Here is a 24,107-nt window from a genome sequence, read left to right on the forward strand (position 1 = left end):
CCATCGAACATTCGCGTTCCGCGAGGAACGAATACGAGAATTCGGCGCTCTGTCGGAATTGCCGTAAGTCGGCGAATTGCATTGGCGTCGTGTGAAATTGAAGGTGTGATCTATTTCTCAACAGGGGTGGTACGTTGCGTTTTCGTTTGTTACGTTCGCCGAAGTCCGTCAGCCGAAATGTATATGGAGGCAAAACATATGAAACGAAATCTCATTCGCGTTACCACTATTGGTGCAGCTCTTGGCGTTGCAGGCTTTATCGCTCCGGCCGGGGCGAATGCCGCACCGGTGTCCGACACGAACTGTGCGAAGGTGTCGACCCCGGTCGATGCGGCCGGTTGGGGAAATATGTTCGGCGATGAGCAAGGTCAGGCCGGAAAGCTTTCCGCCACGAATGTGGTGGACCGGGACGGTTCGCTGGAACTCGTGACCACCGAGCAGACCCCGCGACAGGCGTCTTATCACAGTGCCGGTGACCTCCCGCTCGCCGATCTGGTGAAGAACAACAAGGCCCTCACCTTCGAGAAGTCCGCAGGCCAGGCCAACTGGCAGATCCGCGTGACCGGCGCCAACGTCGCCGGTTCGAGCGACGGATTCCTCACGCTCGTCTGGACCGCTCCGGAGGGGGCTGGTGAGACCAATGCCGCCTCGTCCGACCAGTGGTGGGCCACCCGCGCCCTTCCGGGGATCGAGCGCGGTGCGACCGCGACTCTGAAGGACTTGCTGGCCGCGGCGAACAGCGAGGGTCACACGACCGTGGTGAACCACTACGGCATCTCGAGCCAGCCGGAGAACAAGGCCGGCAAGGTGAACGTCGACAACGTCTCGTTCAACGGCTGCACCACGAACTTCGCGGCCACAGGTGCCGGCGGTGCCTTCGGCTCGCTGGAGAACGTCTTCCCGTGATGCGTAGAGGCGAGCTCATCTCGGCGTTTCTTCCCGCCGGTCGAGTGTTTCTTCCCGCCGGTCGAGCGTTTCTTCCCGCCGGTCGAGCGTTTCTCCCCGCTGGTTGAGCTCGTCGAAACCACCACAGGCCCGCGACCATTCCGGTCGCGGGCTTGTGGTGCTTTCCAGTGATCAGCAGGCGTCCTCCACTCACCACTGGTCGAATCCGACATGAGCCTGTGGGAAGCCGGTGTCGATGTGGTTGTTCATCCAGTACTGCTGCGACTGGGGTCCCCAGATCCCGCTCATCCCGGTGTTCACGTTGAACTTGTGGTTGGTGAGCTGGTAGTTGGCGGTGGGACCGAAGAGTCCGATGCGGTACATGGCGTTGACGTCGAGATGGTTGTTGAAAGGTGCGACGGCCGTGATGGTTTCGCTGGCGCCGGGGTACAGGACCTGCTGCGGTGCGTTGACCCACTGACCGCCGTCGGCGTTGCTGCCGATCAGGTATTCGGGCTTGTTGGTGTGGTTGGTGATCGTCATCGCGACTGTCGGTTCGCCCGGGCGGGTGATCGGCATGGTGCCGGCATGGGCTGCTCCGGCGGCACCGAGTGCGATGCCGGTGGCTGCGGCGAGTCCGAGGGTTCCGGCTGCGATGCGGGACGCGATCTTCATGGGGTTCTCCGAGTCTCTGGTGAGGGCTTCTGGGTGGCTGTTCCGGGTTGCTCCGGTGACACCAATGACTTTCCTCGGAAAGGACCGCGCCGGGATTCCGTCGACCGGGTGATGGACCGGTGGATTCGCGCATCCACCGATTGGTGGACACCGGCCCGTCCGGGTAGCTGAACCGCCCCGGAAATCCGCCCTGCAGAAACTGACCGACGACGATATGTCGCCGCCGCCGCTGCACCGGGCGCATTTCCGGCGCACTTACAGGCGGTTTTCGGCTGGGCCACTGACGAGCCGGCGTGCAGGGACCTCGACGATGGCGGCGGTTCCGCCGCTCGGCCGCCTGGCCAGCGAGAACGTGCCGCCGGTGCCCTCGATCCGTACGCGTCGCGAGGCCAGGCCGATGTGGCCGGCAGCCTGGCGTCGCTGGATCAGCTCCTCGATCTCGACGTCATCGGGCAAGCCGACGCCGTCGTCGACCACCACCAGTCGCGCGACCCCGTGGTCGAATTCGGCGGTGATCTCCGCGGCGTCGGCCTCGGCGTGCTTGACGACGTTCGTCAGCAACTCCCGGGCTACGGCGAACAGCAGCGAGTCGGCGGATGTGCGCAATTCGGTCGGCCAGGCGGCGGTGTCGACGGAGATCGACGGAGCGCCGGCGCGACTGCCGTGGGACGCGGCGAGGTCGGTGAGGGCGACGGCGAGGCCCGCTTGTTCGAGGACTGCGGGGTGCAGTTCGCTCAGCGTCGACCGGAGCAGCCGGGCCGAGTCGCGCAGAGCCCCGTCGACCCGGTTCAAGATGACCGGATCGGCCGAACCACGAAGCGTCGCAAGCTCTTGCCGGGCGGCCAGCACGTACTGGAGGGCGCCGTCGTGCAGGTTGTCGGCGAGGTCGCGTCGTTCCCGCTCCTCGATCTCCATCGTGGCGTCGAGCAGCCGGGCCCGTTCGGCGGCAAGCGATCCGATCGTCGTCACCCGGGACCGTTGCAGCTGGGACAACAGGATCGCCCCGACTGCGAGTGCCGCCACGACGAGCACGCGCAACACGATGATCGACCACGGCTCGCCGTTCGCCTGCCGGGCGAGGATGTTGGCGACGGCGTAGACCACCACGGTCGCGACCACGACGATCGCGCACAGTCGCGGCTGCAGGGAGATGGCCGCGATCATCGGGACCAGGGCGAATCCGGCGAGCAGGGCGTCGGTGGTCCAACTGACCTCGTTCGACATCCCCGCGACGACGGCCAGGATCGTCAGGAGCAGCAGGTCGATCGGCAGTGCGAGCCACGAGTAGCGGACCACCCACGTGTCGTGGCGGCGCACCACGACCGCTCCGGCAACGCACCACGCCGCGTAGAGAGCGGCGGTGGCGACGCTGAACACGGCCGCATGGTCGGGCGGATCGAGACACACTGTCAGCAGCACGAAAAGCGCCAGGAACAGTCGCAGCAGCACCTGCACCCGGATACCGCGGATGGCGTGCTCGACGAGGATGCGATGGATCCGGGGCTCGTCGGCGAACTCGCCGAACCCGAGATAGACCGTCAGTCCGGCGATCTCGATGTCGGAGTTGCGCAGCACGCCGCGGCTACTCGAGAAGCCCACGACGCATCGCCTCGGCCACGGCGGCCGCGCGGTCGGAGACCCCGAGCTTCTCGTAGAGGCGCTGGGTGTGGGTCTTCACGGTCGCGGCACCGATGTACAGCTCCGCGGCGACCTGCGGAATCGATTGTCCCCGTGCGAATCCGGTGAGCACTTGGCGCTCGCGTTCGCTGAGGGCCGGGGTGCCGCGCTGGGTTTGGGCGCGGATCTCACCGACGAGGCCGGCGGCGAGCACCGGGGGCACCACCGTTTCTCCTCGGGCGACCCGCGTCACCGCACCCACGATCTCGTCGCGGTCGGCGTCCTTCGACAGGTATCCGGCGGCACCTTCCTGCAGTGCCCGGAACACGATGGGACCGTCGGTGACCGCCGACAGCAGGAGCACGCGCGTGGGCAACTGATCGCGGGTGACCGCGTGCGCCAGTTCGACACCCGTCATCCCGGGCATCTGATGGTCGACCACGGCGACGTCGGGGTTCGCGCGCCGGATGAGCTCGAGTCCGGCGACCCCGTCGGCTGCCTCGCCGACCACCCGCACCCGTCCGCTCTGCGTCAGACCCCGTGACACCCCGTCCCGGAAGAACGGGTGGTCGTCGACGACGACCGCGGTCACGAGGTCGTCCACACTCAGCTCGCCGGCTCGGTGCGCGTGGGTGCCGTCACGGTGATGAACCGCGCCGCGGTCTCCACGGCCTGTCGCGCCTCGGCGGACAGCCTCGGCATCAGCTGGAACACGTGTCCCTGATCCGGCCACGCCTGGATCACCGAAACGCCTCCGGCCCCGACGATCTCGTCGTGCGTGGCCCGGGCGTCGGCGCCCATGACCTCCAACGATCCGTACTGGATGAGGGTCTTCGGGAGGGTCATCTCCGGGGTGAGGCGGATGCGCATGCGCGGATGGTCGGGGTCAGCGGTCCGCGTGTAGAGACGAAGGATCTTGCGCGCGGTGACCGCATTGATGATCGGATCGTGGACGCCGCTGCGCTGATTGTCCACGGCCAGATCGAAAGTCGGGTCGTAGAGCGGAGAGAAGAGCACCATCGAACCCGGCTGCGGTGTACGGGTCGCGTGGTTGACGGCGAGGAGATCGAGGGCGAGGTGCCCGCCGGCCGAGTCGCCGGCCACCACGATGTCCTCGGCCCGGTAACCCTGCGTGAGCAGCCATCGGTATCCGCGGATGGCGTCGTTTCCCGCACACGGCCAGGGATGTTCGGGACCGAGCCGGTAGTCGAGGCTGAACGCCGAGAGTTCCGTCCGATTTCCCAGTCGCGCGACGAGACCGCGATGCGTGCGCGGGGAGCACACCACATATCCGCTGCCGTGCAGGTAGTAGATGATCCGGGTGCCGGGCCGGGGGGTCGCGGCTCGCCGGCCGGTCACCCATTCGCCGCGGATCTGGCCCCCGCGGAAGGTCTCCCTCACCAACTCGACCTGCGTGCCGGACGGCGGTGGACTGAGCCGTTCGATGGTGCGGTTCAGTCCCGGGCGGGTCCGCTGGATCATCTGCGCGGTCACCAGGGGATGGCTCCGGCCCGCGGCGAGCATCATCGGCCAGGTGACCCGCGCGAGGTAGGCGTTCACGGCGCGCGATCGGCGAGAACCGTGGGGGTCGACGCCGAGGCTTCCGAATGGTTTCTCGTCATCGGCGGGCGGCATGGGCGCCCCGCCCGAGGGTAAGGTGATGCTCATCACTCAGACGCTAGCCGCGCCTGGTGTCCGGTGTGCGACGAATATGCGGGTCGACACCTGACCGCGACCCCGCCGCGATCGAGTGGCCACCGCGATGGACCCGTCCCGTTACGAACAGAAGGCAGACAGCTCACGTCGGGCGGTCCGCACGGTGATGTCCGTACTCGCCCGATTTTCCTCTGACGTGCAGTATCGCGTCCATTGTGGTAGCCGGATTTCGATACTGGGCACCCCACATGGAAAAATGACCCACAATGCTCATACGGCAGCCCGCGGGCGCCCTCTGAAGTGCTGCGCGCAAAGCCGAGATGAGCATGGTGCTCGGGCCTCGACGATGCGGCCCGTGAGATTCCGTCAGCAACGGCGCTGACGGGGCCACCGCCTTGTGATTGTCGGCTCTGCCCCAGGTCAGCCCCTCGGGGGGAGGATGACGACGCTGTGGACATCGAGGTCCGCAAGGCGAACAGGCCGGCAACGGAGCCGGTTACACAGGCGGGGTGGCCCCCAGACATTGACCACTGTTAGTGCGTGCACTCTCCGCACGCAAAGTGAGGCGGATATGAAGCAGGCTCCGGGACCGGTGGGTCTCTACGACCCACGTAACGAGCACGACTCGTGCGGCGTGGCGTTCGTCGTGGACATGCACGGACGACGCAGTCGCAACATCGTCGACAAGGCGATCATGGCCCTGGTCAACCTCGAGCACCGCGGTGCCGCAGGTGCTGAACCGAACACGGGTGACGGTGCCGGGATCATGATCCAGGTTCCCGACCGCTTCCTGCGTGAGACGGTCGATTTCGAGCTCCCCGCCGAGGGCAGCTACGCGACCGGTATCGCGTTCCTCCCGCAGGGCTCCGAAGACGCTCGTCTCGCCTGCGAGGGCGTCGAGAAGGTCATCGAGTCCGAGGGTCTGACCCTGCTCGGCTGGCGCGAGGTGCCCACCAACGAGAACTCGCTCGGTGCGCTCGCCCGCGACGCGATGCCCACTTTCCGTCAGGTCTTCATCGGTGGCGCCGAAGGCATGGAACTCGAGCGCCGGGCGTACGTCGTGCGCAAACGCGTCCAGTACGAGCTGGGCAACAAGGGGGCGGGCGCCGACGGCCCCGGCCGCGAGACCGTGTACTTCCCGAGCCTGTCGGGACGCACCTTCGTCTACAAGGGCATGCTGACGACCCCCCAGCTGCGGGAGTTCTACGTCGACCTGCAGGACTCGCGTGTCGAGAGCTCGCTGGGCCTCGTCCACTCGCGCTTCTCCACCAACACCTTCCCGTCGTGGCCGCTCGCGCATCCGTTCCGCCGCGTCGCCCACAACGGTGAGATCAACACCGTCACCGGCAACGAGAACTGGATGCGTGCCCGCGAGGCGCTCATCGACACGGAGGCCTTCGGTGCCGACGCGGCGTCGAAGATCTTCCCGGTCTGCACCCCCGGTGCGTCGGACACCGCACGTTTCGACGAGGTGCTCGAACTGCTGCACCTCGGTGGCCGCAGCCTGCCGCACGCGGTCCTGATGATGATCCCGGAGGCCTGGGAGCGTCATGAGTCGATGAAGCCCGAGCACCGTGCGTTCTACCGCTATCACGCCACCATGATGGAACCCTGGGACGGCCCGGCGTCGGTGTGCTTCACCGACGGCACGGTCGTCGGAGCGGTCCTCGACCGAAACGGCCTGCGTCCCAGCCGCATCTGGGTCACCAAGGACGATCTCGTCGTGATGGCCTCCGAGGTCGGTGTCCTCGACATCGACCATGCCGACGTCGTGCAGAAGATGCGCCTGGAGCCCGGCCGGATGTTCCTCGTGGACACCGCCGCCGGCCGCATCGTCGACGACGAGGAGATCAAGGACGAGCTCGCCGCCGAGCACCCGTACCAGGAGTGGCTCGACGAGCATCTGGTCGACGTCAACGACGTGCGTGCGCTGCCGCACGAGCACATGGCCCACGACCGGGTCGCGTTGCGCCAGCAGGTCTTCGGTTACACCAGCGAGGAGCTCGACCTCCTCGTCGCGCCGATGGCCAGGACCGGCGCCGAGGCGCTCGGTTCGATGGGCACCGACACCCCGATCGCCGTGCTGTCGAAGCGTCCGCGCATGCTGTTCGACTACTTCCAGCAGCTCTTCGCGCAGGTCACCAACCCGCCGCTGGACGCCATTCGCGAAGAGGTGGTGACCGGCCTCGGCGACACGATCGGCTCCGAGGGCGATCTCCTGCATCCGGGTCCGAACAGCTGCCGCAAGATCGAGATCCCCGAACCGACCATCGACAACGACACGTTGGCGAAGCTGGTTCGGATCGAGGAGGACGGCCGCTACCCGGACCTGCGCAGCAAGCAGATCTACGGCCTGTACCCGGTTGCCGAGGGCGGCGCGGGCCTGCGCGCCGCACTGGACCGGATCCGCGCCGAGGTGAGCGCCGCGATCGACGACGGTGTGTCCATCGTGGTGCTCTCCGATCGTGAGTCGGACGAGACCAACGCACCGATCCCGTCGCTGCTGCTGACCGCGGCGGTGCACCATCACCTGGTCCGGGAGCGCAAGCGCACCCGGGTGGGCCTGGTGGTGGAGTCCGGCGACGCCCGCGAGGTCCACCACATCGCTGCGCTCGTCGGCTTCGGCGCCGGCGCGGTCAATCCGTACATGGCCTTCGAGTCGATCGAGGACATGGTCGAGCGCGGCGTGCTCGGCGACATCGACTTCGCCACCGCACGCAAGAACTACATCAAGGCCGCCAGCAAGGGTGTGCTCAAGGTGATGAGCAAGATGGGCATCTCGACCATCGCCTCGTACACCGGTGCGCAGCTCTTCCAGGTCATCGGCCTCTCCCAGGCGACCGTCGACGAGTTCTTCACCGGCCTGATCAGCCAGCTCGGCGGCATCGGTCTCGACGAGATCGCCGCCGACGTCGCCACCCGGCATGCACTGGCCTTCAGCGACCGGCCCTCGGAGCGCGCACACCGCGAGCTCGAGGTCGGCGGTGAATACCAGTGGCGCCGTGAGGGTGAGTACCACCTGTTCAACCCGGACACGGTGTTCAAGCTGCAGCACTCCACGCGCACCGGGCAGTACGGGGTGTTCAAGGAGTACACGAAGCTGGTCGACGACCAGTCGACCCGTCTCGGTACGCTGCGCGGCCTCTTCGACTTCAACTTCGGTGACCGCGACCCGATCCCGATCGAGAAGGTCGAGCCGGCCAGCGAGATCGTCAAGCGGTTCTCCACCGGCGCGATGAGCTTCGGTTCGATCTCGGCAGAGGCCCACGAGACGCTGGCCATCGCCATGAACCGTCTCGGTGGTCGCTCGAACTCCGGTGAGGGCGGCGAGGATCCGCGTCGTTTCCACCACGACGAGAACGGCGACTGGCGGCGCAGCGCGATCAAGCAGGTCGCGTCGGGACGTTTCGGTGTCACCTCGCACTACCTGTCGAACTGCACCGACATCCAGATCAAGATGGCGCAGGGTGCCAAGCCCGGTGAGGGCGGCCAGCTCCCGCCGCACAAGGTGTACCCGTGGGTCGCCGAGGTCCGCGGTTCGACGCCGGGCGTCGGCCTCATCTCGCCGCCGCCGCACCACGACATCTACTCGATCGAGGATCTCGCGCAGCTGATCCACGACCTGAAGAACGCGAACCCCAAGGCGCGCATCCACGTGAAGCTCGTCAGCGAGGTCGGCGTGGGCACCGTCGCCGCCGGTGTGTCGAAGGCACACGCGGACGTCGTGCTCATCTCGGGTCACGACGGTGGTACCGGTGCGTCGCCGCTGACGTCGCTCAAGCACGCCGGCGCGCCGTGGGAGATCGGTCTGGCCGAGACCCAGCAGACGCTGCTGCTCAACGGTCTTCGCGATCGCATCGTGGTCCAGGTCGACGGTCAGATGAAGACCGGCCGCGACGTCGTGATCGCCGCACTGCTCGGTGGTGAGGAGTTCGGTTTCGCGACCGCGCCGCTCGTCGTCTCGGGCTGCGTCATGATGCGCGTCTGCCACCTCGACACCTGCCCGGTGGGCATCGCCACCCAGAACCCGCTTCTGCGTGAGCGTTTCGCCGGCAAGCCGGAGTTCGTCGAGAACTTCTTCCTGTTCATCGCCGAAGAGGTCCGGGAACTGCTGGCACGCCTCGGTTTCCGTACGCTCCAGGAGGCCGTGGGTCACGTCGAGGCGCTCGACACCACCAAGGCGCTGGCGCACTGGAAGTCGGAGAAGGCGGGCAAGCTCGACCTGTCGTCGATCCTGACCATGCCGGAATCGCCGTTCATGAACCAGGACCTGTACTGCTCGGGCGTGCAGGACCATGCGCTCGAGAAGGCGCTCGACCAGCAGCTCATCGCGCAGAGCCGCGAGGCGATCGACCACGGCACCCGGGTGTCGTTCACGTCGAAGATCACCAACGTGAACCGCACCGTCGGCACCATGCTGGGCCACGAGGTCACCAAGACCTATGGTGCACAGGGTCTGCCGGACGGCACGATCATCGTCGACTTCACCGGTTCGGCCGGCAACAGCTTCGGCGCCTTCGTGCCCAAGGGCATCACGCTGCGGCTCGAAGGCGACGCCAACGACTTCGTGGGCAAGGGTCTCTCGGGCGGCCGCCTGGTGGTCCGTCCGGCGCGCAACGCCCCGGCCGACTTCGTCGCCGAGCACAACATCATCGCCGGCAACGTGATCGGTTTCGGTGCCACCGCGGGCAAGATCTTCCTGCGCGGCATCGTCGGTGAGCGCTTCTGCGTTCGTAACTCCGGTGCGACGGCCGTCGTCGAGGGTGTGGGTGACCACGGTTGTGAGTACATGACCGGTGGACGCGTGATCATTCTCGGCGAGACCGGCCGCAACTTCGCGGCGGGAATGTCGGGTGGTATCGCCTACGTCTACGACCCGGACGCCGAGCTGGCCGACAACCTCAACACCGAGCTCGTCGACATCGAGCCGCTCGCCGACGAGGACATCGAGTTCCTCGCCGGCATCATCGACGAGCACCGTGCCGAGACCGAATCCCCGGTCGCCGCAAAGCTGCTCGCCGATTGGGACACTGCCCAGACCAAGTTCGCCAAGGTCATGCCGCGGGACTACAAGCGCGTGCTGCTGGCCATCTCCGACGCGGAGAAGACCGGGCGAGACGTGAACGAAGCGATCATGGAGGCCGCACGTGGCTGACCCCAGAGGATTCCTCAAGCACCCCGAGCGGGAGCTGCCCGACCGTCGTCCGGTCGAACTGCGGCTGCTCGACTGGAACGAGGTCTACACCGACTTCGACAAGGGGCACCTGAAGACTCAGGCCAGCCGCTGCATGGACTGCGGCATCCCGTTCTGCCACAACGGTTGTCCGCTCGGGAACCTGATTCCCGAGTGGAATGACCTGGTCTACAAGGACCGGTGGCGTGACGGTATCGAGCGTCTGCACGCGACCAACAACTTCCCGGAGTTCACCGGTCGCCTGTGCCCGGCCCCCTGCGAGGCGTCGTGCGTGCTCGGCATCAACCAGCCGCCGGTGACCATCAAGCAGGTCGAGGTCGAGCTCATCGACAACGCCTTCGACAACGGCTGGGTCACCCCGGTCCTGCCGACGAAGAAGACCGGCAAGTCGGTAGCCGTCGTCGGTTCGGGTCCCGCCGGACTTGCCGCCGCACAACAGCTCACGCGTGCCGGGCACGACGTGACACTCTTCGAGCGGGCCGACCGCATCGGTGGTCTGCTGCGCTACGGCATCCCCGAGTTCAAGATGGAGAAGCGTCACATCGACCGCCGCCTGGCGCAGATGGAGGCCGAGGGCACCGTCTTCCGTACCGGCGTCAACGTGGGTGTCGACATCACCGTCGAGCAGCTGCGTGCCGACTTCGACGCGGTCATCCTCGCCAACGGTTCGACCATCGGTCGCGACCTGCCGATCCCGGGCCGCGAGCTCGACGGCATCCACCAGGCGATGGAGTTCCTGCCGCAGGCCAATCGGGTTCAGCTCGGCGACACCGTCGAGGGGCAGATCACCGCAAAGGGCAAGAAGGTCATCATCATCGGCGGTGGCGACACCGGCGCCGACTGCCTGGGGACCTCGTTGCGGCAGGGCGCCGAGATCGTCCACCAGTTCGAGATCATGCCGAAGCCGCCGATCGAGCGTGCCGAGTCGACCCCGTGGCCGACCTACCCGCTGATGTACCGCGTGTCGTCGGCCCACGAAGAGGGCGGCGAGCGCGTCTTCTCGGTCAACACCGAGGAGTTCATCGGGGAGAACGGCAAGGTCACCGGCCTCCGGGCCCACGAGGTGGTCATGCGTGACGGTCGCTTCGAGAAGGTCGAGGGCTCGGATTTCGAACTCGAGGCCGATCTGGTCCTGCTGGCGATGGGCTTCGTCGGCCCCGAGCGTGAGGATCTCCTCGACAAGATGGGCGTCGAGTACGACCCTCGCGGCAACGTCAAGCGCGACAGCAAGTTCGCCGCGGTCGGCCGGCCCGGCGTGTTCGTCGCCGGTGACGCCGGTCGTGGTCAGTCGCTGATCGTGTGGGCGATCGCCGAGGGCCGTTCGGCCGCCGCGGCCGCCGACGAGTACCTCACCGGTGCCTCCGATCTGCCGGCCCCGATCGTGCCGACCCAGGTCGCCCAGCGCTGACCCGTCGCCACCAGAACCGAGGACTCCCGCCCGCCGCACAAGGTTGGGCGGGAGTCCTTTTCACTCTGCTACACATCCCGGTGGCACCGCCATACACTCGGCTCATCGCGATCCATCTACCGAAGGGACAGCCCATGCGTCGAATCCTCGCCATCATGTGCACTCTGCTGTGTGCGGTCTTGGGAGGGTTCGGGCTGACGGCACCGCGCGCGGACGCGGCGCCCGCCGACTGCCCGAAGATCTATGTCCTCGCCGTTCCGGGTACCTGGGCCAACGGGGTCAGCCCGGGGGTCCTGAACGCCGTCACGTCCGGGCTGGGTCCGGAGACCAAGGTTCAGTACGTCGGCTACGACGCGACCGCGTTCCCGTGGGAGAAGGCGGTTTACGGGAAGTCGAAGGCGCAGGCCGTCGCCAACACCCGGGGCCTGGCACTGCAGATGCTGCAGCATTGCCCGGGAACCCGGATCGCGCTCGTCGGTTACAGCCAGGGCGCCGACGCGGCCGGCGACCTCGCGTCGGAGATCGGCACCGGGCGTGCGGCGATCCGCCCCCGTCAGGTTGCCGGCGTCGTGCTGATCTCCGATCCCCGACGGTCGCGCAAGGACAACCTCGTCGGTCCGGCCCTGCGCGGCGAGGGCAGCGGCGGTCCCCGCCTCGACGGCATGGGGTGGGTGCTGCCCCGGGCTTTCACTCTCTGCGAGCCGTCGGACATGTACTGCAACGTGCCGCGAGACTTCTACATCACCCGCATCGCCGGCTACCTGGCCGAAACCAGCGATCCGACGCCGAGCCAGATCCTCCAGTACCAGGCCGAGGCTGCCGTGATCGTCCGTGAGCTGCTCACGCTCGGCGGACCCGGAGCCATCGTCGAGGAGCTCGGCAACAAGCGTGCCCGCGAGCAGATCACCTCGTTCAACCGGTTCCTGAAGTCCGGCTCACACGGCACCTACGGCGATTTCCAGGTGAATCCCGGTGTCAGCGCCGTCACCTGGGCCAATCGATTCCTCGCCGGCCTCGCCTGAGGTCATCCGGCGCGATCGGGCTTTCGGCCGATGAGGGCTCCGGTCGATTACCTGATGGTGTGGAACTCGACCGACGTGAATCCCTGGCGGGTCAGGTCCGGGGTGTAGCGCCTGACATCGAGGGCGTCGACCGGATCGGTGTGGCCGGCGACCTGGTCGCCGGTGCGCCGGGCGGCACGTCCTCGCGGTTCCGTTGCCCCTGGACCCGGCGGCGCCTCCGGACAGTGAACGTCTGGCGCCGGTTCATCGACTACTCGTACTCGCGGAGCAGTACCCCGAGGTCTATCGAATCCTCGTCGGCCGTTCGACGGGCGGGATGGTGCTGCGGTCCACGCGGGATCTCGTCGAGCGACTGCTCACCGAGCAGATGGCCGGACGACTCGAGGTCGCCGAACAGGATTTCGCCGCGACCATCGCGTTCCTGTCCTGGGGTGTCGTCGGGATGCAGGCGGCCATCGCCGATTCCGGCGGCGCTCTGACGGCCCGGCGTGCCTACGACATCGTCGCCGGATTGCTGGCGCCCGCCGAGCCGTAGAACGAATTTTGGTCCGAGTGGATGGCATACGCCGCAGCATTCGCTGCGTAGCATTGGTGCTGGTAGATGCCGCGTCGCTACCCGGAACGTAACGCCCTGCGTGTCATGATCGATCTAGTCGACATGTACGGCAGTCACGAATCCGGGACACCGGAGACGTGGACTCTCACATGTCGACGGGGCTCGGGGTGAGTGGTGCAAACCACGAAAAACCTTGGCGACAACGATGAGTACTGTCGCTACAGTAGGTCAAAGTCAGAGTCCGTTGTAACGAATGTGAATGCACCAGGAAGTGATTGGTCATGAAGTTGGCTGACACATTTCACTCACCCCGCCGGGGTTCATTGCTGAATTCGCTCACCGGGGGGCGACTCGGCGGACGTCGTGTCAACTCATCGACGTTTCCCGCGGAGGCAGAACGTCTCATCACGCCGGCCGAGCTCCGGCGCCTCGGCGTAGGTTCCTGATCCCCGCGGTGATCAGGCCGCAGTGATCACTCGTCGTGATCACTCGTCCCGGGCCACCCGGGCGCCCATTCCGCCGATCTCGATCACATCGCCGATGGCCAGTTGCCGTCCGCGTCGGGTCTCGACCTCGCCGTTGACGGTCACCAGGCCGTCGGCGATGACCTCTTTGGCCTCGGCGCCGGATTCGATGAGGTTGGCCAGTTTCAGGAACTGGCCGAGTCGGATTGAGTCGTCCCGGATCGTCACGTCGTACACGGTCCCGATCATGCCCCGTGTCCGCACACCCGGCCACACCGGCACGACCACGCAGATATGTGCCGGGTTGTGTGCCGCCGCTTGATCGAATCAGCGTGGAGTGCAGAGCGCACCCGCGCATACGACTACCGTCGACGCATGGCCACCGACACCCCCCTTGCGCCGGTCGACCCGTCCAGCCCCGACGAACATCCCGAGGCGCCCCGGCGGACCCCCACCGCGGCGGACCGACGTTCCCTCGTCCTCCTCGACAAGATCAGGCGCCCTACCGGATTCGGCCGCAATGCGCCGCACATCGCGGGCACCGTCGTCGGTGTCCTGGCGACGATCGCGTTGCTGTCCAGCCTGTTGCCGGCTCTCCGGCATCTGATCCACGACCCCCGGCGCTACGTCGACGACTACATCATCACGCTGCCCGACACGAGCTTCGCGTGGGCGTTCGTCCTCGCCCTCATCGCGGTCGCCCTGTCGGCGCGCAAGCGGATCGCCTGGTGGATCAGCGTGATCTACCTCGTACTCTTCATGGTCGGCAACGTGCTGTACCTGATCCCGGCACTCGAGGACGACCTCGACGTGACGGCCTGGGACCGGACCAACATCTACATCGGACTGGTCATCGATCTCGCCGCGCTGGTCTTCCTCGTGGCCACGTATCGCCAGTTCCACACCCGCGTCCGCCGAGGCGCGATCCCGGCCGCGATCGCGACCCTGATCGTGGGACTCGGGATCGCCACGTTGCTCGGTTGGGCGCTGGTGTGGGCGTTCCCTCACACTCTGACCCGTGGCGACCGGCTGCCGTACGCGTTCAACCGGGTGGTCGCCTTCAGCGCCATCGATCAGGACGCCTCCTTCGACGGTCGCCACACGCACGTCTTCGTCAACGGTCTGCTGGGCTTGTTCGGGGCCCTCGCACTGATCGCCGCGGCTATCGTGTTGTTCCGGTCGCAACGCCTGCGGTGGCTCATGACCGCCGAGGACGAAGCACTCATCCGTGCCCTCATCACGAGGTTCAACGACGACGACTCGCTCGCCTACTTCTCGACGCGCCGAGACAAGGCGGTCGTGTTCTCGTCCGACGGTCGGGCAGCGATCACCTACCGGGTGGAGATGGGCGTCGGGATCGCCGGCGGTGACCCGATCGGCGATCCCGATTCGTGGCCCGACGCCATCGCCGAGTTCCTCACTCTCTGTGAGAAATACGGATGGCATCCGGCGTCCATCGGATCGAGCACGCGCGGTGCGGCCGCCTACGATGCCGCGGGCTTCATGTCGCTCACCATCGGTGACGAGGCCATTCTGCACACGCGTGAGTTCAGCCTCAGCGGTCCGACGATGAAGGCCGTGCGCCAGGCCGTGACCCGCACCCGCCGTGCAGGCGTGACGGTACGCATCCGCCGGCACGGCGAGATCTCGACAAGCTCGATCGGCGGAAGGCCGTCCGAGATGGAGAAGGTCGTCGCGCGTGCCGACGACTGGCGCGACACCGACGAGGAACGCGGTTTCGCGATGGCGTTGTCGCGCATCGGCGATCGCGCCGACGACAACTGCCTGCTGGTCGAAGCCGTCGTCGGTGAAGGCACCGCCGACGAGGAGGTCGTGGGCATGCTCTCGTTCGTCCCCTGGGGACGACGCGGTGTGTCCCTCGATCTGATGCGTCGGGACCGGCAGGGACCGAACGGTGTCGTGGAGACGATGGTCGCCGAGTTGTGCCGCAACTCCGAGCAATTGGGCATCACCGAGGTCTCGCTCAACTTCGCCGCCTTCCGCGCGTTCTTCGAGCAGGGGCCGCAGATCGGTGCCGGCCCGATCATGCGCATGGGTTACTCGGTGCTGATGTTCGGCTCCCGGTTCTTCCAGATGGAGTCGCTGTACAAGTCGAACGCCAAGTACCTGCCGGACTGGGAGTCGAGGTACCTGTGCTTCGAGGACAATCGCATCCTGCCGCGCGTCGGTCTGGCCGCGATTCTCGCCGAGGGGTTCATCACGCTCCCGAAGTTCGGACGGGCCAAGCACTACACCGAAGGGGAGCCGTCGATCCCGGCCGGCGTCGACGCACCTGCGTTGATCGCCGAACTGGAAGCCGAGGCGGCGACCCCCGAGGGCGCGGTCGTGCACCGTCCCGAACAGGTGCGGGTCCGCCTCGACAAGATGGACCGGCTCGTCGAGCGCGGATTCGATCCGTATCCGCCCGCCGACCAGCCCACGCACACCGTCGCGCAGGCGAGGACCGAACCCGCGGGCAGTGTCGTGACCATCGCCGGCCGCGTCACGCGCCTGCGAGACTTCGGCAAGGTCGTGTTCGCCGACATACACGACTGGTCGGGCGAGGTGCAGGTGCTCGTCGAGGATTCGCGGGTCATCCCGGGAACACCCGACTTCGGGACCGACGTCGACCTCGGCGACCTCATCCAGGCCCGCGGGGTCGTCGGCACCAGTCGTTCCGGTGAACTGTCGATCCTCATCGACGCCTGGCGGATCAACGGCAAGTGCCTGCGACCTCTGCCGGACAAGTGGGCGGGACTGACCGACCCCGAGGCGCGCGTGCGTCAGCGCTACGTCGACCTCGCGATCAACGAGGAGAGCCGGAAGAACCTCGCGATCCGCAGCCTGGTGGTGAAGTCGATGCGCGACTTCCTCGCCGCGCGCGGCTTCCTGGAGGTCGAGACGCCGATGCTGCAACAGATCCACGGCGGCGCCAACGCGACCCCGTTCCAGACGCACATCAACGCCTACAACCTCGACCTCTATCTGCGGATCGCGCCGGAGCTCTACCTGAAGCGTCTGTGTGTCGGCGGAGTGGAGAAGGTGTTCGAGATCGGCCGCAACTTCCGCAACGAGGGCGTCGACTTCAGTCACAATCCGGAGTTCACGAGCCTGGAAGCCTATGAGGCGCACAGTGATTACCTGAAGATGTTGGACCTGACCCGCGAGATGATCCAGAATGCGGCCACCGCGGCCTACGGTGAACCGGTCATCATCCGCACCGACGCCGACGGAAACGAAGTCCGCGTGGACATCTCGGGGGAGTGGCCGGTAAAGACCGTCCACGGGGTCGTCTCCGAGGGTGCCGGTGAGGAGATCACCCCCGAGACCCCGGTCGAGACGTTGCGGGCCGTGTGCCACCGCCTCGACATCAACTACCGCCCGGATTGGGATGCCGGCCAGATCGTCCTCGAGCTCTACGAGCATCTCGGCGAGGACCGCACGACCTTCCCGACGTTCTACACCGACTTCCCGACGTCGACCTCGCCGCTGACCCGCGCGCACCGCAGCAAGCCGGGCGTTGCCGAACGCTGGGACCTGGTGGCGTGGGGTGTGGAGCTCGGCACCGCGTACACCGAACTGACCGATCCGGTGGAGCAGCGCAAGCGTCTCACCGAGCAGTCGATCCTGGCGGCGGGCGGCGACCCGGAGGCGATGGAACTCGACGAGGACTTCCTGCAGGCGCTCGAGTACGCGATGCCGCCGACGGGCGGGCTCGGGGTGGGCGTCGACCGTGTGGTCATGCTCATCACCGGTCAGTCGATCCGCGAATCGCTCGCGTTCCCGCTGGCCAAGCCGCAGGACACCTGAGCCGCGGCTTCTGCTGGCGAGCCCGTACTGAGCGGGTTTCGACGCGACGCCTCGCTTCGCTCGGTGTCGGCTCAACCGGCGGGGGGTGGCTCGGTGGGTTTCGACGCGACGCCTCGCCTCGCTCGGTGTCGGCTCAACCGGCGTGGGTGGCTCGGTGTCGGCTCAACCGGCGTGGGCTTTTGCTGGTTGAGCCGGTAGCGAGCGGAGCGAGCCACCGTGTCGAAACCTCGGGCACACTGGTCAGGTGCACGAGACGACGCCGGACCCCGGCGATGACACAGCTCCGGGGGAGTACGTCACCGTCGGCGGGCACCGTCTCCACGTGCTCGACGAGGGATCGGGACCTCCGCTGCTGTTGATGGCGGCGTTGGGCAGCAACTGGTTCGACCTCGACCCGCTCGTCGCTCGTCTTGCGGCGTCGTGGCGGGTGATCCGGTACGACCGGCCGGGCTACGGGTTGTCGAGTCCGGTCGACCGTCGGCACCATCCGACGCTTCTCGGCGAGATCGAGCGGATGGTCGCGGTACTCGACGCCCGTGGGATCGACGAACCCGTTGTCGTGGTGGGCCATTCACTCGCGTCGCTGTACGTGGAGGCTTTCGCCCGGCAGTACCCCGGCCGCACCGCGGCCGTAGTGGTGCTCGACGGCTCGTATGTGCTCGTCCCCTGGCGCCTGGTCCCGCTGTCCTTCCGGGTCGGCAACGCGCACCGGGCGGTCGGTGCGGCGCGTGCGGTGACCAGTCGCGTCGGCATCCGACGATGGCCGAGCGTGCAGGTGTGGACACGGGTCGTGCCGGCACCTCCGGAGGGGCTCGGTGAACAGCAACGGAGATGGAGCAAGCGGGTCTTCGGGCAACCGCCGTTCCTGCTCGCGATGCTCGTCGAGAACGCGGCCTTCGGCGCGATGAACAGGACCCTGCGGGGTCTACGCCGCAGCAATCCGATGCCCCGGGTACCGATCGTCGTCGTGGTCGCGTCATCGCGGCTGCTCGGCTGGCGGGCGTTCTGGGAGTGGAAGCAACGCCGTTACTCGGACACCCTGGGCGCCGACGAGATCGTCGTGTTACCTCGGGCCAAGCACTTTCTGGTCTCCGAGCGCCCAGACGACGTCGCGGAGATCATCGACGGTCTGCGTGGAGCGGTTCGAACCGAACCTACCCGCGAGTAACCAGCTACTTGCGGTAACACCTAAACTGGTCGGCATGAGCGAGCTGACCTTCACCCCGACGGCCGATCTCGTGGACGAGATCGGGGCCGATGTCCGTAGTTGCGACACCCAGTTCACGCAGTACGGCGGCAACCGCGAGTTTGTCGGACGCGTCACCACGGTCAAGTGTTTCCAGGACAACGCCCTGCTCAAATCCATCCTGAGCGAGTCCAACCCGGGCGGCGTGCTCGTGATCGACGGTGATGCGTCGGTGCACACCGCGCTGGTCGGTGACATCATCGCCGAGCTCGGCCGTTCCAACGGCTGGGTGGGCATCATCGCCAACGGCGCCATCCGCGACGCCAAGACCATCGGCGGGATGGCGATCGGCGTCAAGGCGCTGGGCACCAACCCGCGCAAGTCCACCAAGACCGGCGCCGGCGAGCGTGACGTTCCGCTGACCATCGGCGGCGAGACCTTCAACCCGGGCGACATCGTCTACTCCGACGACGATGGCATCGTGCTGGTCGCCCCCGACAGCTGATCGTCCGGATCTCGACCGAACACCCACCAACCGCCCAGAGCCGGCACTTCACCGAGGAGCCCGACATGCCGAAGCCCACCGCCGATTATTTCGCCCGTCTCGGTGCTCTCGTCGCGATCGACGACGCCGCGAGCCGTCCCACCCGGCCGGTGCTGGAGGCATTCAGCGGCACCGAGATGGCCACCATCCCGGTCGCGACGGCCGAGGATCTCGAGTCCGCGGTCGACCGTGCCCGGCAGGCCCAGCAGGGATGGGCCGCCCGGACCCCGGCCGAGCGTGCCCAGGTCATCGACAAGTTCTCCGCTCTGGTCTATCGCAACGCCGAGTCGCTGATGGACATCGCGCAGGCCGAGACGGGCAAAGCCCGGATCTACGCGCAGGAAGAAGTGCTCGACGTCGCGATCACCGCGCGTCACTACGCGACCAACGGCCCGAAGCTGCTCGCCGATCGCAAGGTCAAGGGCATGCTGCCCGGCGCCACCAGCGTCCGGGTGCGTCATCTGCCCAAGGGCGTCATCGGCGTCATCAGTCCGTGGAACTACCCGCTGACGCTGGCCGTGTCCGATGCGGTCGCGGCCCTCGTCGCCGGCAACGGTGTGGTGATCAAGCCCGACAGCCAGACGCCGTACTGTGCTCTCGCGCTCGCGGAGTTGCTGTACCAGGCGGGTCTTCCGCGTGAGCTGTACGCCGTGGTACCGGGACCCGGCGGCGTAGTCGGGCAGGCGATCATGGCCTCGACCGACTACGTGATGTTCACCGGCTCGTCGGCGACCGGGGCAACCCTCGCCGAACAGGCGGGCCGGCGCCTCATCGGGTTCTCCGCCGAGCTGGGCGGCAAGAACCCCATGGTCGTCACCGCGAACGCCGACATCGCGAACGCCGTGCAGGGGGCTGCACGCGCGGCGTTCTCCAACTCCGGCCAGCTGTGCATCTCCATCGAGCGGATCTACGTCGACAAGCAGATCGCGGACGAGTTCGCTGAGCGGTTCGCCGCATTTGTCTCGATGATGAAGCTCTCGGGCACTTACGATTTCACCGCCGACATGGGCTCGCTCGCGTCGGCGGCGCAGATCGACACCGCCGAGGCGCACGTCCAGGACGCCGTCGCCAAAGGTGCGAAGGTCCTCGCCGGCGGCAAGCGCCGCCCCGACCTCGGCCCGTTCTTCTTCGAGCCGACTGTGCTCACCGACGTCACCGACGACATGGTCTGCTACGGCAACGAGACCTTCGGACCGGTCGTCTCGATCTATCCGGTCGACTCCACCGACGAGGCCGTCAAGCTCGCCAACGACACCGAATACGGGCTCAACGCAAGCGTTTTCGCGGGCAGCAGCGCCGAGGCGCAGGCCGTCGCCGAGCGGCTGCGGGCCGGCACCGTCAACATCAACGAGGGCTACGCCGCCGCCTGGGCCTCGACCGCCGCACCGATGGGTGGCATGGGCATCTCCGGAATGGGCCGACGCCACGGCGAAGAGGGCCTGCTCAAGTACACCGAGGCACAGACGATCGCCGAGCAGCGCTTCATCGGCATCGATCGCGCGCCGCTGGTGCCCAAGAGCATCTACCGGGCGATCACGCCGACGGCGGTCCGCGCGCTGAAGTACCTACCCGGCCGCTAGATCTCGATCTCGCCGTTTTGCCACGACCCGGCCCCGGGTCGTGGTTACGGTGGCCCCTGTGACCCCGATTCGTCGTGAACGCAGGACATTCATCCGGACATCGGCCCGCGGGCTTGTGGCGATCACCGCGTCGGCGGCCGCGGTCGCCGGGATGTTCGTCGCCGGCGCTGCAGCCCGTGCCGCCGCGCCGCTGCAGGTCACGACTGTCGCCGGCGGACTGACCATACCGTGGGGTGCGGTCGTCGCGCCCGATGGCACGGTGCTCACCGGTGAACGCGCGGGACGATTCGTCGCGGTGCGCCCCGGCGGACAGCGGGTGAACGTCAAGGCCAACCTGTCGAAGATCTTCGCGGTCAACGAGGCCGGCCTGATGGGACTCGCCCTCGATCCTCGCTTCTCCGACAACCGGCGCGTGTACTCCTGTCAGGCGGAGTACATGGTGCCCGGCGCGTTCACCGTGCCCGAACCGCTTGCCGGGGCGCCCATTCCGGCGCCGCAGACGGGCCAGACCACCAGGGTGGTCTCGTGGCGCGTCAGCGCGGACTGGACGCGGATGGTTCGGGAACGGACCCTGCTCAGCGGTATCCCGGTCAATTCCTCGGGCAGTCGTGCCGGTTGTGGCCTGGCCGTGACCGCCGACAGTATCTGGGTCGGTACCGGTGACTCCGGTATCCCGTCGGTAGCGCAGGACCGGAAGTCGCTGGGCGGCAAGGTCTTGCACATCGGCCTCGACGGGAGGCCGGCGCCGGGGAATCCGGATCCGCGCAGCCCGGTGTACAGCCTCGGTCATCGGAACGTGCAGGGCGTCGCGGTCGCTCCGGGCAGCGGTCGGGTCTATGGGATCGAACAGGGCACGAGTCGGGACGACGAGCTGAACCTCATCCTCGCGGGAGGCAACTACGGTTACCGCCCGGACCGCACCCCCCTGATCTACGACGAGTCGGTGCCCATGACCGACACCGTCCGGGTCCCCGGCGCCATCGGTCCGGTGTGGAGTTCGGGTGCGCCGACGATCGCGACGCCGGGCATCGCGTTCCTGCCGGACAGCGGTTGGGGACCCTACAGCGGCGGGCTGGTGGTGACTGCACTGAAGGGGCAGCGGCTGGTCTTCCTCAAGCTCTCCGAAGACGGACGCCGCGTGGTCTCGAAGACCGAGGCGCTCGAGAAAGTGCACGGCCGGTTGCGCGGGGCGGCCGTGGCGCCCGATGGTTCGCTGGTCTTGACCACGAGCGACGGGGACGGGTCGGATCGGATCCTGCGGGTGCGCTGGGCGGGCTGACACGTGCGAACGACGCGGTTGACCACCTTCCAGCGCGGTCCATACACCTTCGACGTGATCGACGCCGGTCCGCTCGAGGGGGAGCCGATCGTCTTGCTGCACGGCTTCCCGCAACGTGCCGGTTCGTGGGACCTCGTCGCTCCGCTCCTGCACCGCAGAGGTTTTCGCACGATCGCCCCGGATCAGCGCGGCTACTCGCCGGGGGCTCGACCCACCCGGCGGCGCGACTACATGCAGGCCGAGCTGGTGGCAGACATCGTGGCCATGCTCGACGCCGCGGAGGTCCGTGACGCGCACATCGTCGGACATGACTGGGGCGCGGCGGTGGCGTGGACACTCGCGGCTCATCACCCCGATCGCGTGCGAACGCTGACCGCGCTGTCGGTTCCGCATCCAGGGGCGTTCATGCAGGCGATGCCGCGCGGTCAGATTCTCCGTTCCTGGTACATGCTGGTGTTCCAGATCCCGGCCCTGCCCGAGAAGGTACTCGGCCGGCTGATGACCACGCGGCCGGATTTCGGTGTGCAGATGGGGCTTCCGGAACCATTCGCCTCGCGGGTCGCCGCCGAGATCGCGGAGTACGGCGCGCTGCCCGGAGCGTTGGGTTGGTATCGGGCGATGTTCCTGCCGGACAAGCGGTCGGCACCCGCGCGGGTGAAGGTGCCCACGACATACGTCTGGGGCGACCACGACCCGGCTCTGGGCGACGTCGGCGCCCGGCTCTGCTCGGGGTGGGTCGATGCGCCGTACGACTTTCTGGTCCTTCCCGGCGCCGACCACTGGCTGCCGGAATCCTGGCCTGACCAGGTCGCGGCGGCGATCATGTCCCGGGCGAACACCGCCGCCGTACGCGACGGGGCATAACCATCCGTCACTGTTCGCATCCGGGATGTTGCCGAAGTGAACAACCGACATCGCAGCGACCTGCACCTTTGGTGACCGACAATCCAGCACAGACCGGATCCGAGCGACCCGCCCCTCCGGTGATGCCCGACGCCGTATGGTCGAAACAGACAGCTCGAACGGTGACTATGTAGCAGCGCGTAGGCACAAGAGACGACCGACGACCCCTTGTGAGGTCTCGTGACACTGATCGATTCCCGACCCACCCCATCCCATGGCTGAACGCGGCGCGACTCCCCGGGTGTCGCCGTTGCGACGAGGGTTTCTCGGCGCGATCCGGCACCTGTTCAATCCCCTGCACCCCGACGACTACCTGGAGCTGATCAACCCGCTCTGGACCACTCGGGAACTCCGCGGCCGGGTCGTCGAGGTACGACCCGAAGGTGCGGACGCGGCCACGGTGTGGATCAAACCGGGTTATGAGTGGCCGGGGCATCAACCGGGACAGTATGTACGTCTCGGGGTGGTCATCGACGGGGTGTTCCATTGGCGCGCTTACTCGTTGACCTCCGACCCGCATCCGCGCGACGGCCTGATCAGCGTGACGCCGAAGCTGGTCGAGGAGGGAAAGGTCTCGCCCTACCTCGTCCATGGCATCCGGCCGGGTGAGATCGTCCGCCTCGGCGAGATCGAAGGCGTGTTCACACTGCCCGATCCGCTGCCGGAGAAGATGTTGTTCATCAGCGCCGGCAGCGGCATCACCCCGATCATGAGCATGCTGCGCGACCTCGATCATCGCGATCGGGTCGACGACGTGGTGGCCATCCACTCGGCGCACAGTGACGACCAGGTGATGTTCCGGGCCGACCTCGAGTCGATGGACGACCGGCACGACGGGTTCGACCTGACGTTGCGCATCACCGGTCGGGACGGGCGGATCAAGGCCACCGACCTCGACGAACTCTGCCCGGACTGGCGCGAGCGAGAGGCGATGTGTTCGGGTCCGCGAGAGCTGCTCGACAGTCTCGTCGAACACTGGGAAGCCGAAGGCGTCGGGGACCGAATCCACCTCGAACGTTTCCAGCCGATCATCGGTGGGAATGCAGGTGAGGGTGAGGGCGGCACCGTCCGGTTCACCCGCAGTGACACCGAGGTCACCTGTGAGCCGGGTATGCCGATCCTCGTCGCGGGGGAGGAGAACGGTCTGGAGCTGAAGTTCGGCTGCCGGATCGGTATCTGCCACACCTGCACCGGGGTTCTCAAACAGGGGAACATCCGCGATCTGCGCACCGGTGAGGTGAGCTCGCCGGAAGGGCAGAGCATCCGCATCTGTGTGAACACCGCCGAGGGAGACGTCGACGTCGAACTCTGACCGAAGGTCAGACCCC

At 67.1% G+C, this 24,107-nt stretch carries 17 protein-coding genes; 12 read left to right on the forward strand and 5 right to left on the reverse strand.

The features are described 5' to 3' along the window. Window positions 1-177 precede the first annotated feature (177 nt). Window positions 178-906, forward strand: coding sequence for a hypothetical protein (locus GAA2_RS00535; protein WP_407043417.1), 729 nt, complete (start codon window positions 178-180; stop codon window positions 904-906). Between the two features lie 189 nt (window positions 907-1,095). On the opposite strand, the gene GAA2_RS00540 is transcribed toward GAA2_RS00535, so the two are convergent. The 4 genes from GAA2_RS00540 to GAA2_RS00555 all read right to left on the reverse strand — a co-directional run bounded on the left by GAA2_RS00540 (window position 1,096) and on the right by GAA2_RS00555 (window position 4,845). After that, a complete protein-coding gene (locus tag GAA2_RS00540) occupies window positions 1,096-1,560 on the reverse strand; it encodes a hypothetical protein (protein ID WP_024498961.1) in 465 nt (154 codons plus the stop codon). Window positions 1,561-1,815: 255 nt separating this feature from the next. Further along, window positions 1,816-3,132 carry a sensor histidine kinase gene (locus GAA2_RS00545; protein WP_096274879.1) on the reverse strand — a complete coding sequence of 439 codons (1,317 nt, stop codon included), beginning with the start codon at window positions 3,130-3,132 and terminating at the stop codon, window positions 1,816-1,818. Between the two features lie 10 nt (window positions 3,133-3,142). Next, window positions 3,143-3,781, reverse strand: a complete 639-nt coding sequence (locus GAA2_RS00550) for a response regulator (RefSeq protein WP_096272711.1) — start codon at window positions 3,779-3,781, stop codon at window positions 3,143-3,145. Window positions 3,782-3,783: 2 nt separating this feature from the next. Next, on the reverse strand, window positions 3,784-4,845 hold the full coding sequence (locus tag GAA2_RS00555) for an alpha/beta hydrolase fold domain-containing protein (RefSeq protein WP_096274880.1): 1,062 nt from the start codon (window positions 4,843-4,845) through the stop codon (window positions 3,784-3,786). 559 nt (window positions 4,846-5,404) lie between these two features. Between GAA2_RS00555 and gltB the strand changes: the two genes are divergently transcribed. From gltB to GAA2_RS00575, 4 genes are all read left to right on the forward strand, one after another. Further along, window positions 5,405-9,988 carry a glutamate synthase large subunit gene (gltB, locus tag GAA2_RS00560; RefSeq protein WP_006438791.1) on the forward strand — a complete coding sequence of 1,528 codons (4,584 nt, stop codon included), beginning with the start codon at window positions 5,405-5,407 and terminating at the stop codon, window positions 9,986-9,988. After that, a complete protein-coding gene (locus GAA2_RS00565) occupies window positions 9,981-11,435 on the forward strand; it encodes a glutamate synthase subunit beta (protein WP_006438790.1) in 1,455 nt (484 codons plus the stop codon). The genes gltB and GAA2_RS00565 overlap by 8 nt, the downstream gene beginning before the upstream one ends. 134 nt (window positions 11,436-11,569) lie before the next feature. Then, the gene (locus tag GAA2_RS00570) at window positions 11,570-12,457 is read left to right on the forward strand and encodes a cutinase family protein (protein ID WP_006438789.1); all 888 of its coding nucleotides are present in this window, start codon (window positions 11,570-11,572) and stop codon (window positions 12,455-12,457) included. 193 nt (window positions 12,458-12,650) lie between these two features. Continuing rightward, window positions 12,651-12,992: a hypothetical protein gene (locus GAA2_RS00575; protein WP_159406073.1), complete on the forward strand. Its 342-nt coding sequence runs from the start codon at window positions 12,651-12,653 to the stop codon at window positions 12,990-12,992. Window positions 12,993-13,498: 506 nt separating this feature from the next. On the opposite strand, the gene GAA2_RS00580 is transcribed toward GAA2_RS00575, so the two are convergent. Then, on the reverse strand, window positions 13,499-13,726 hold the full coding sequence (locus GAA2_RS00580) for an RNA-binding S4 domain-containing protein (protein WP_006438786.1): 228 nt from the start codon (window positions 13,724-13,726) through the stop codon (window positions 13,499-13,501). Between the two features lie 126 nt (window positions 13,727-13,852). Here GAA2_RS00580 and lysX point away from each other — a divergent pair, with 126 nt between their 5' ends. The 7 genes from lysX to GAA2_RS00615 all read left to right on the forward strand — a co-directional run bounded on the left by lysX (window position 13,853) and on the right by GAA2_RS00615 (window position 24,091). Continuing rightward, entirely contained in the window at window positions 13,853-17,287 is a 3,435-nt protein-coding gene (lysX, locus tag GAA2_RS00585) for a bifunctional lysylphosphatidylglycerol synthetase/lysine--tRNA ligase LysX (RefSeq protein ID WP_159406074.1), read from the forward strand. Window positions 17,288-17,531: 244 nt separating this feature from the next. Beyond that, window positions 17,532-18,455 (forward strand): alpha/beta fold hydrolase, encoded by a 924-nt coding sequence (locus tag GAA2_RS00590; protein WP_159406075.1) that lies wholly within the window; start codon window positions 17,532-17,534, stop codon window positions 18,453-18,455. A gap of 34 nt (window positions 18,456-18,489) precedes the next feature. Further along, a complete protein-coding gene (gene rraA / locus GAA2_RS00595) occupies window positions 18,490-18,978 on the forward strand; it encodes a ribonuclease E activity regulator RraA (protein ID WP_006437731.1) in 489 nt (162 codons plus the stop codon). Window positions 18,979-19,043: 65 nt separating this feature from the next. Then, complete coding sequence (locus tag GAA2_RS00600; RefSeq protein ID WP_159406076.1) at window positions 19,044-20,597, forward strand: succinic semialdehyde dehydrogenase; 1,554 nt, start codon at window positions 19,044-19,046, stop codon at window positions 20,595-20,597. A 58-nt stretch (window positions 20,598-20,655) separates the two neighbouring features. Then, window positions 20,656-21,876 (forward strand): PQQ-dependent sugar dehydrogenase, encoded by a 1,221-nt coding sequence (locus GAA2_RS00605; protein ID WP_159406077.1) that lies wholly within the window; start codon window positions 20,656-20,658, stop codon window positions 21,874-21,876. A gap of 18 nt (window positions 21,877-21,894) precedes the next feature. Next, the gene (locus GAA2_RS00610) at window positions 21,895-22,740 is read left to right on the forward strand and encodes an alpha/beta fold hydrolase (protein ID WP_236577734.1); all 846 of its coding nucleotides are present in this window, start codon (window positions 21,895-21,897) and stop codon (window positions 22,738-22,740) included. A gap of 253 nt (window positions 22,741-22,993) precedes the next feature. Further along, on the forward strand, window positions 22,994-24,091 hold the full coding sequence (locus tag GAA2_RS00615; protein WP_159406079.1) for a ferredoxin reductase: 1,098 nt from the start codon (window positions 22,994-22,996) through the stop codon (window positions 24,089-24,091). Window positions 24,092-24,107: the final 16 nt, after the last annotated feature.

Source organism: Gordonia ajococcus (genome assembly GCF_012974285.1).
Classification (GTDB): Bacteria; Actinomycetota; Actinomycetes; order Mycobacteriales; family Mycobacteriaceae; genus Gordonia; species Gordonia amicalis.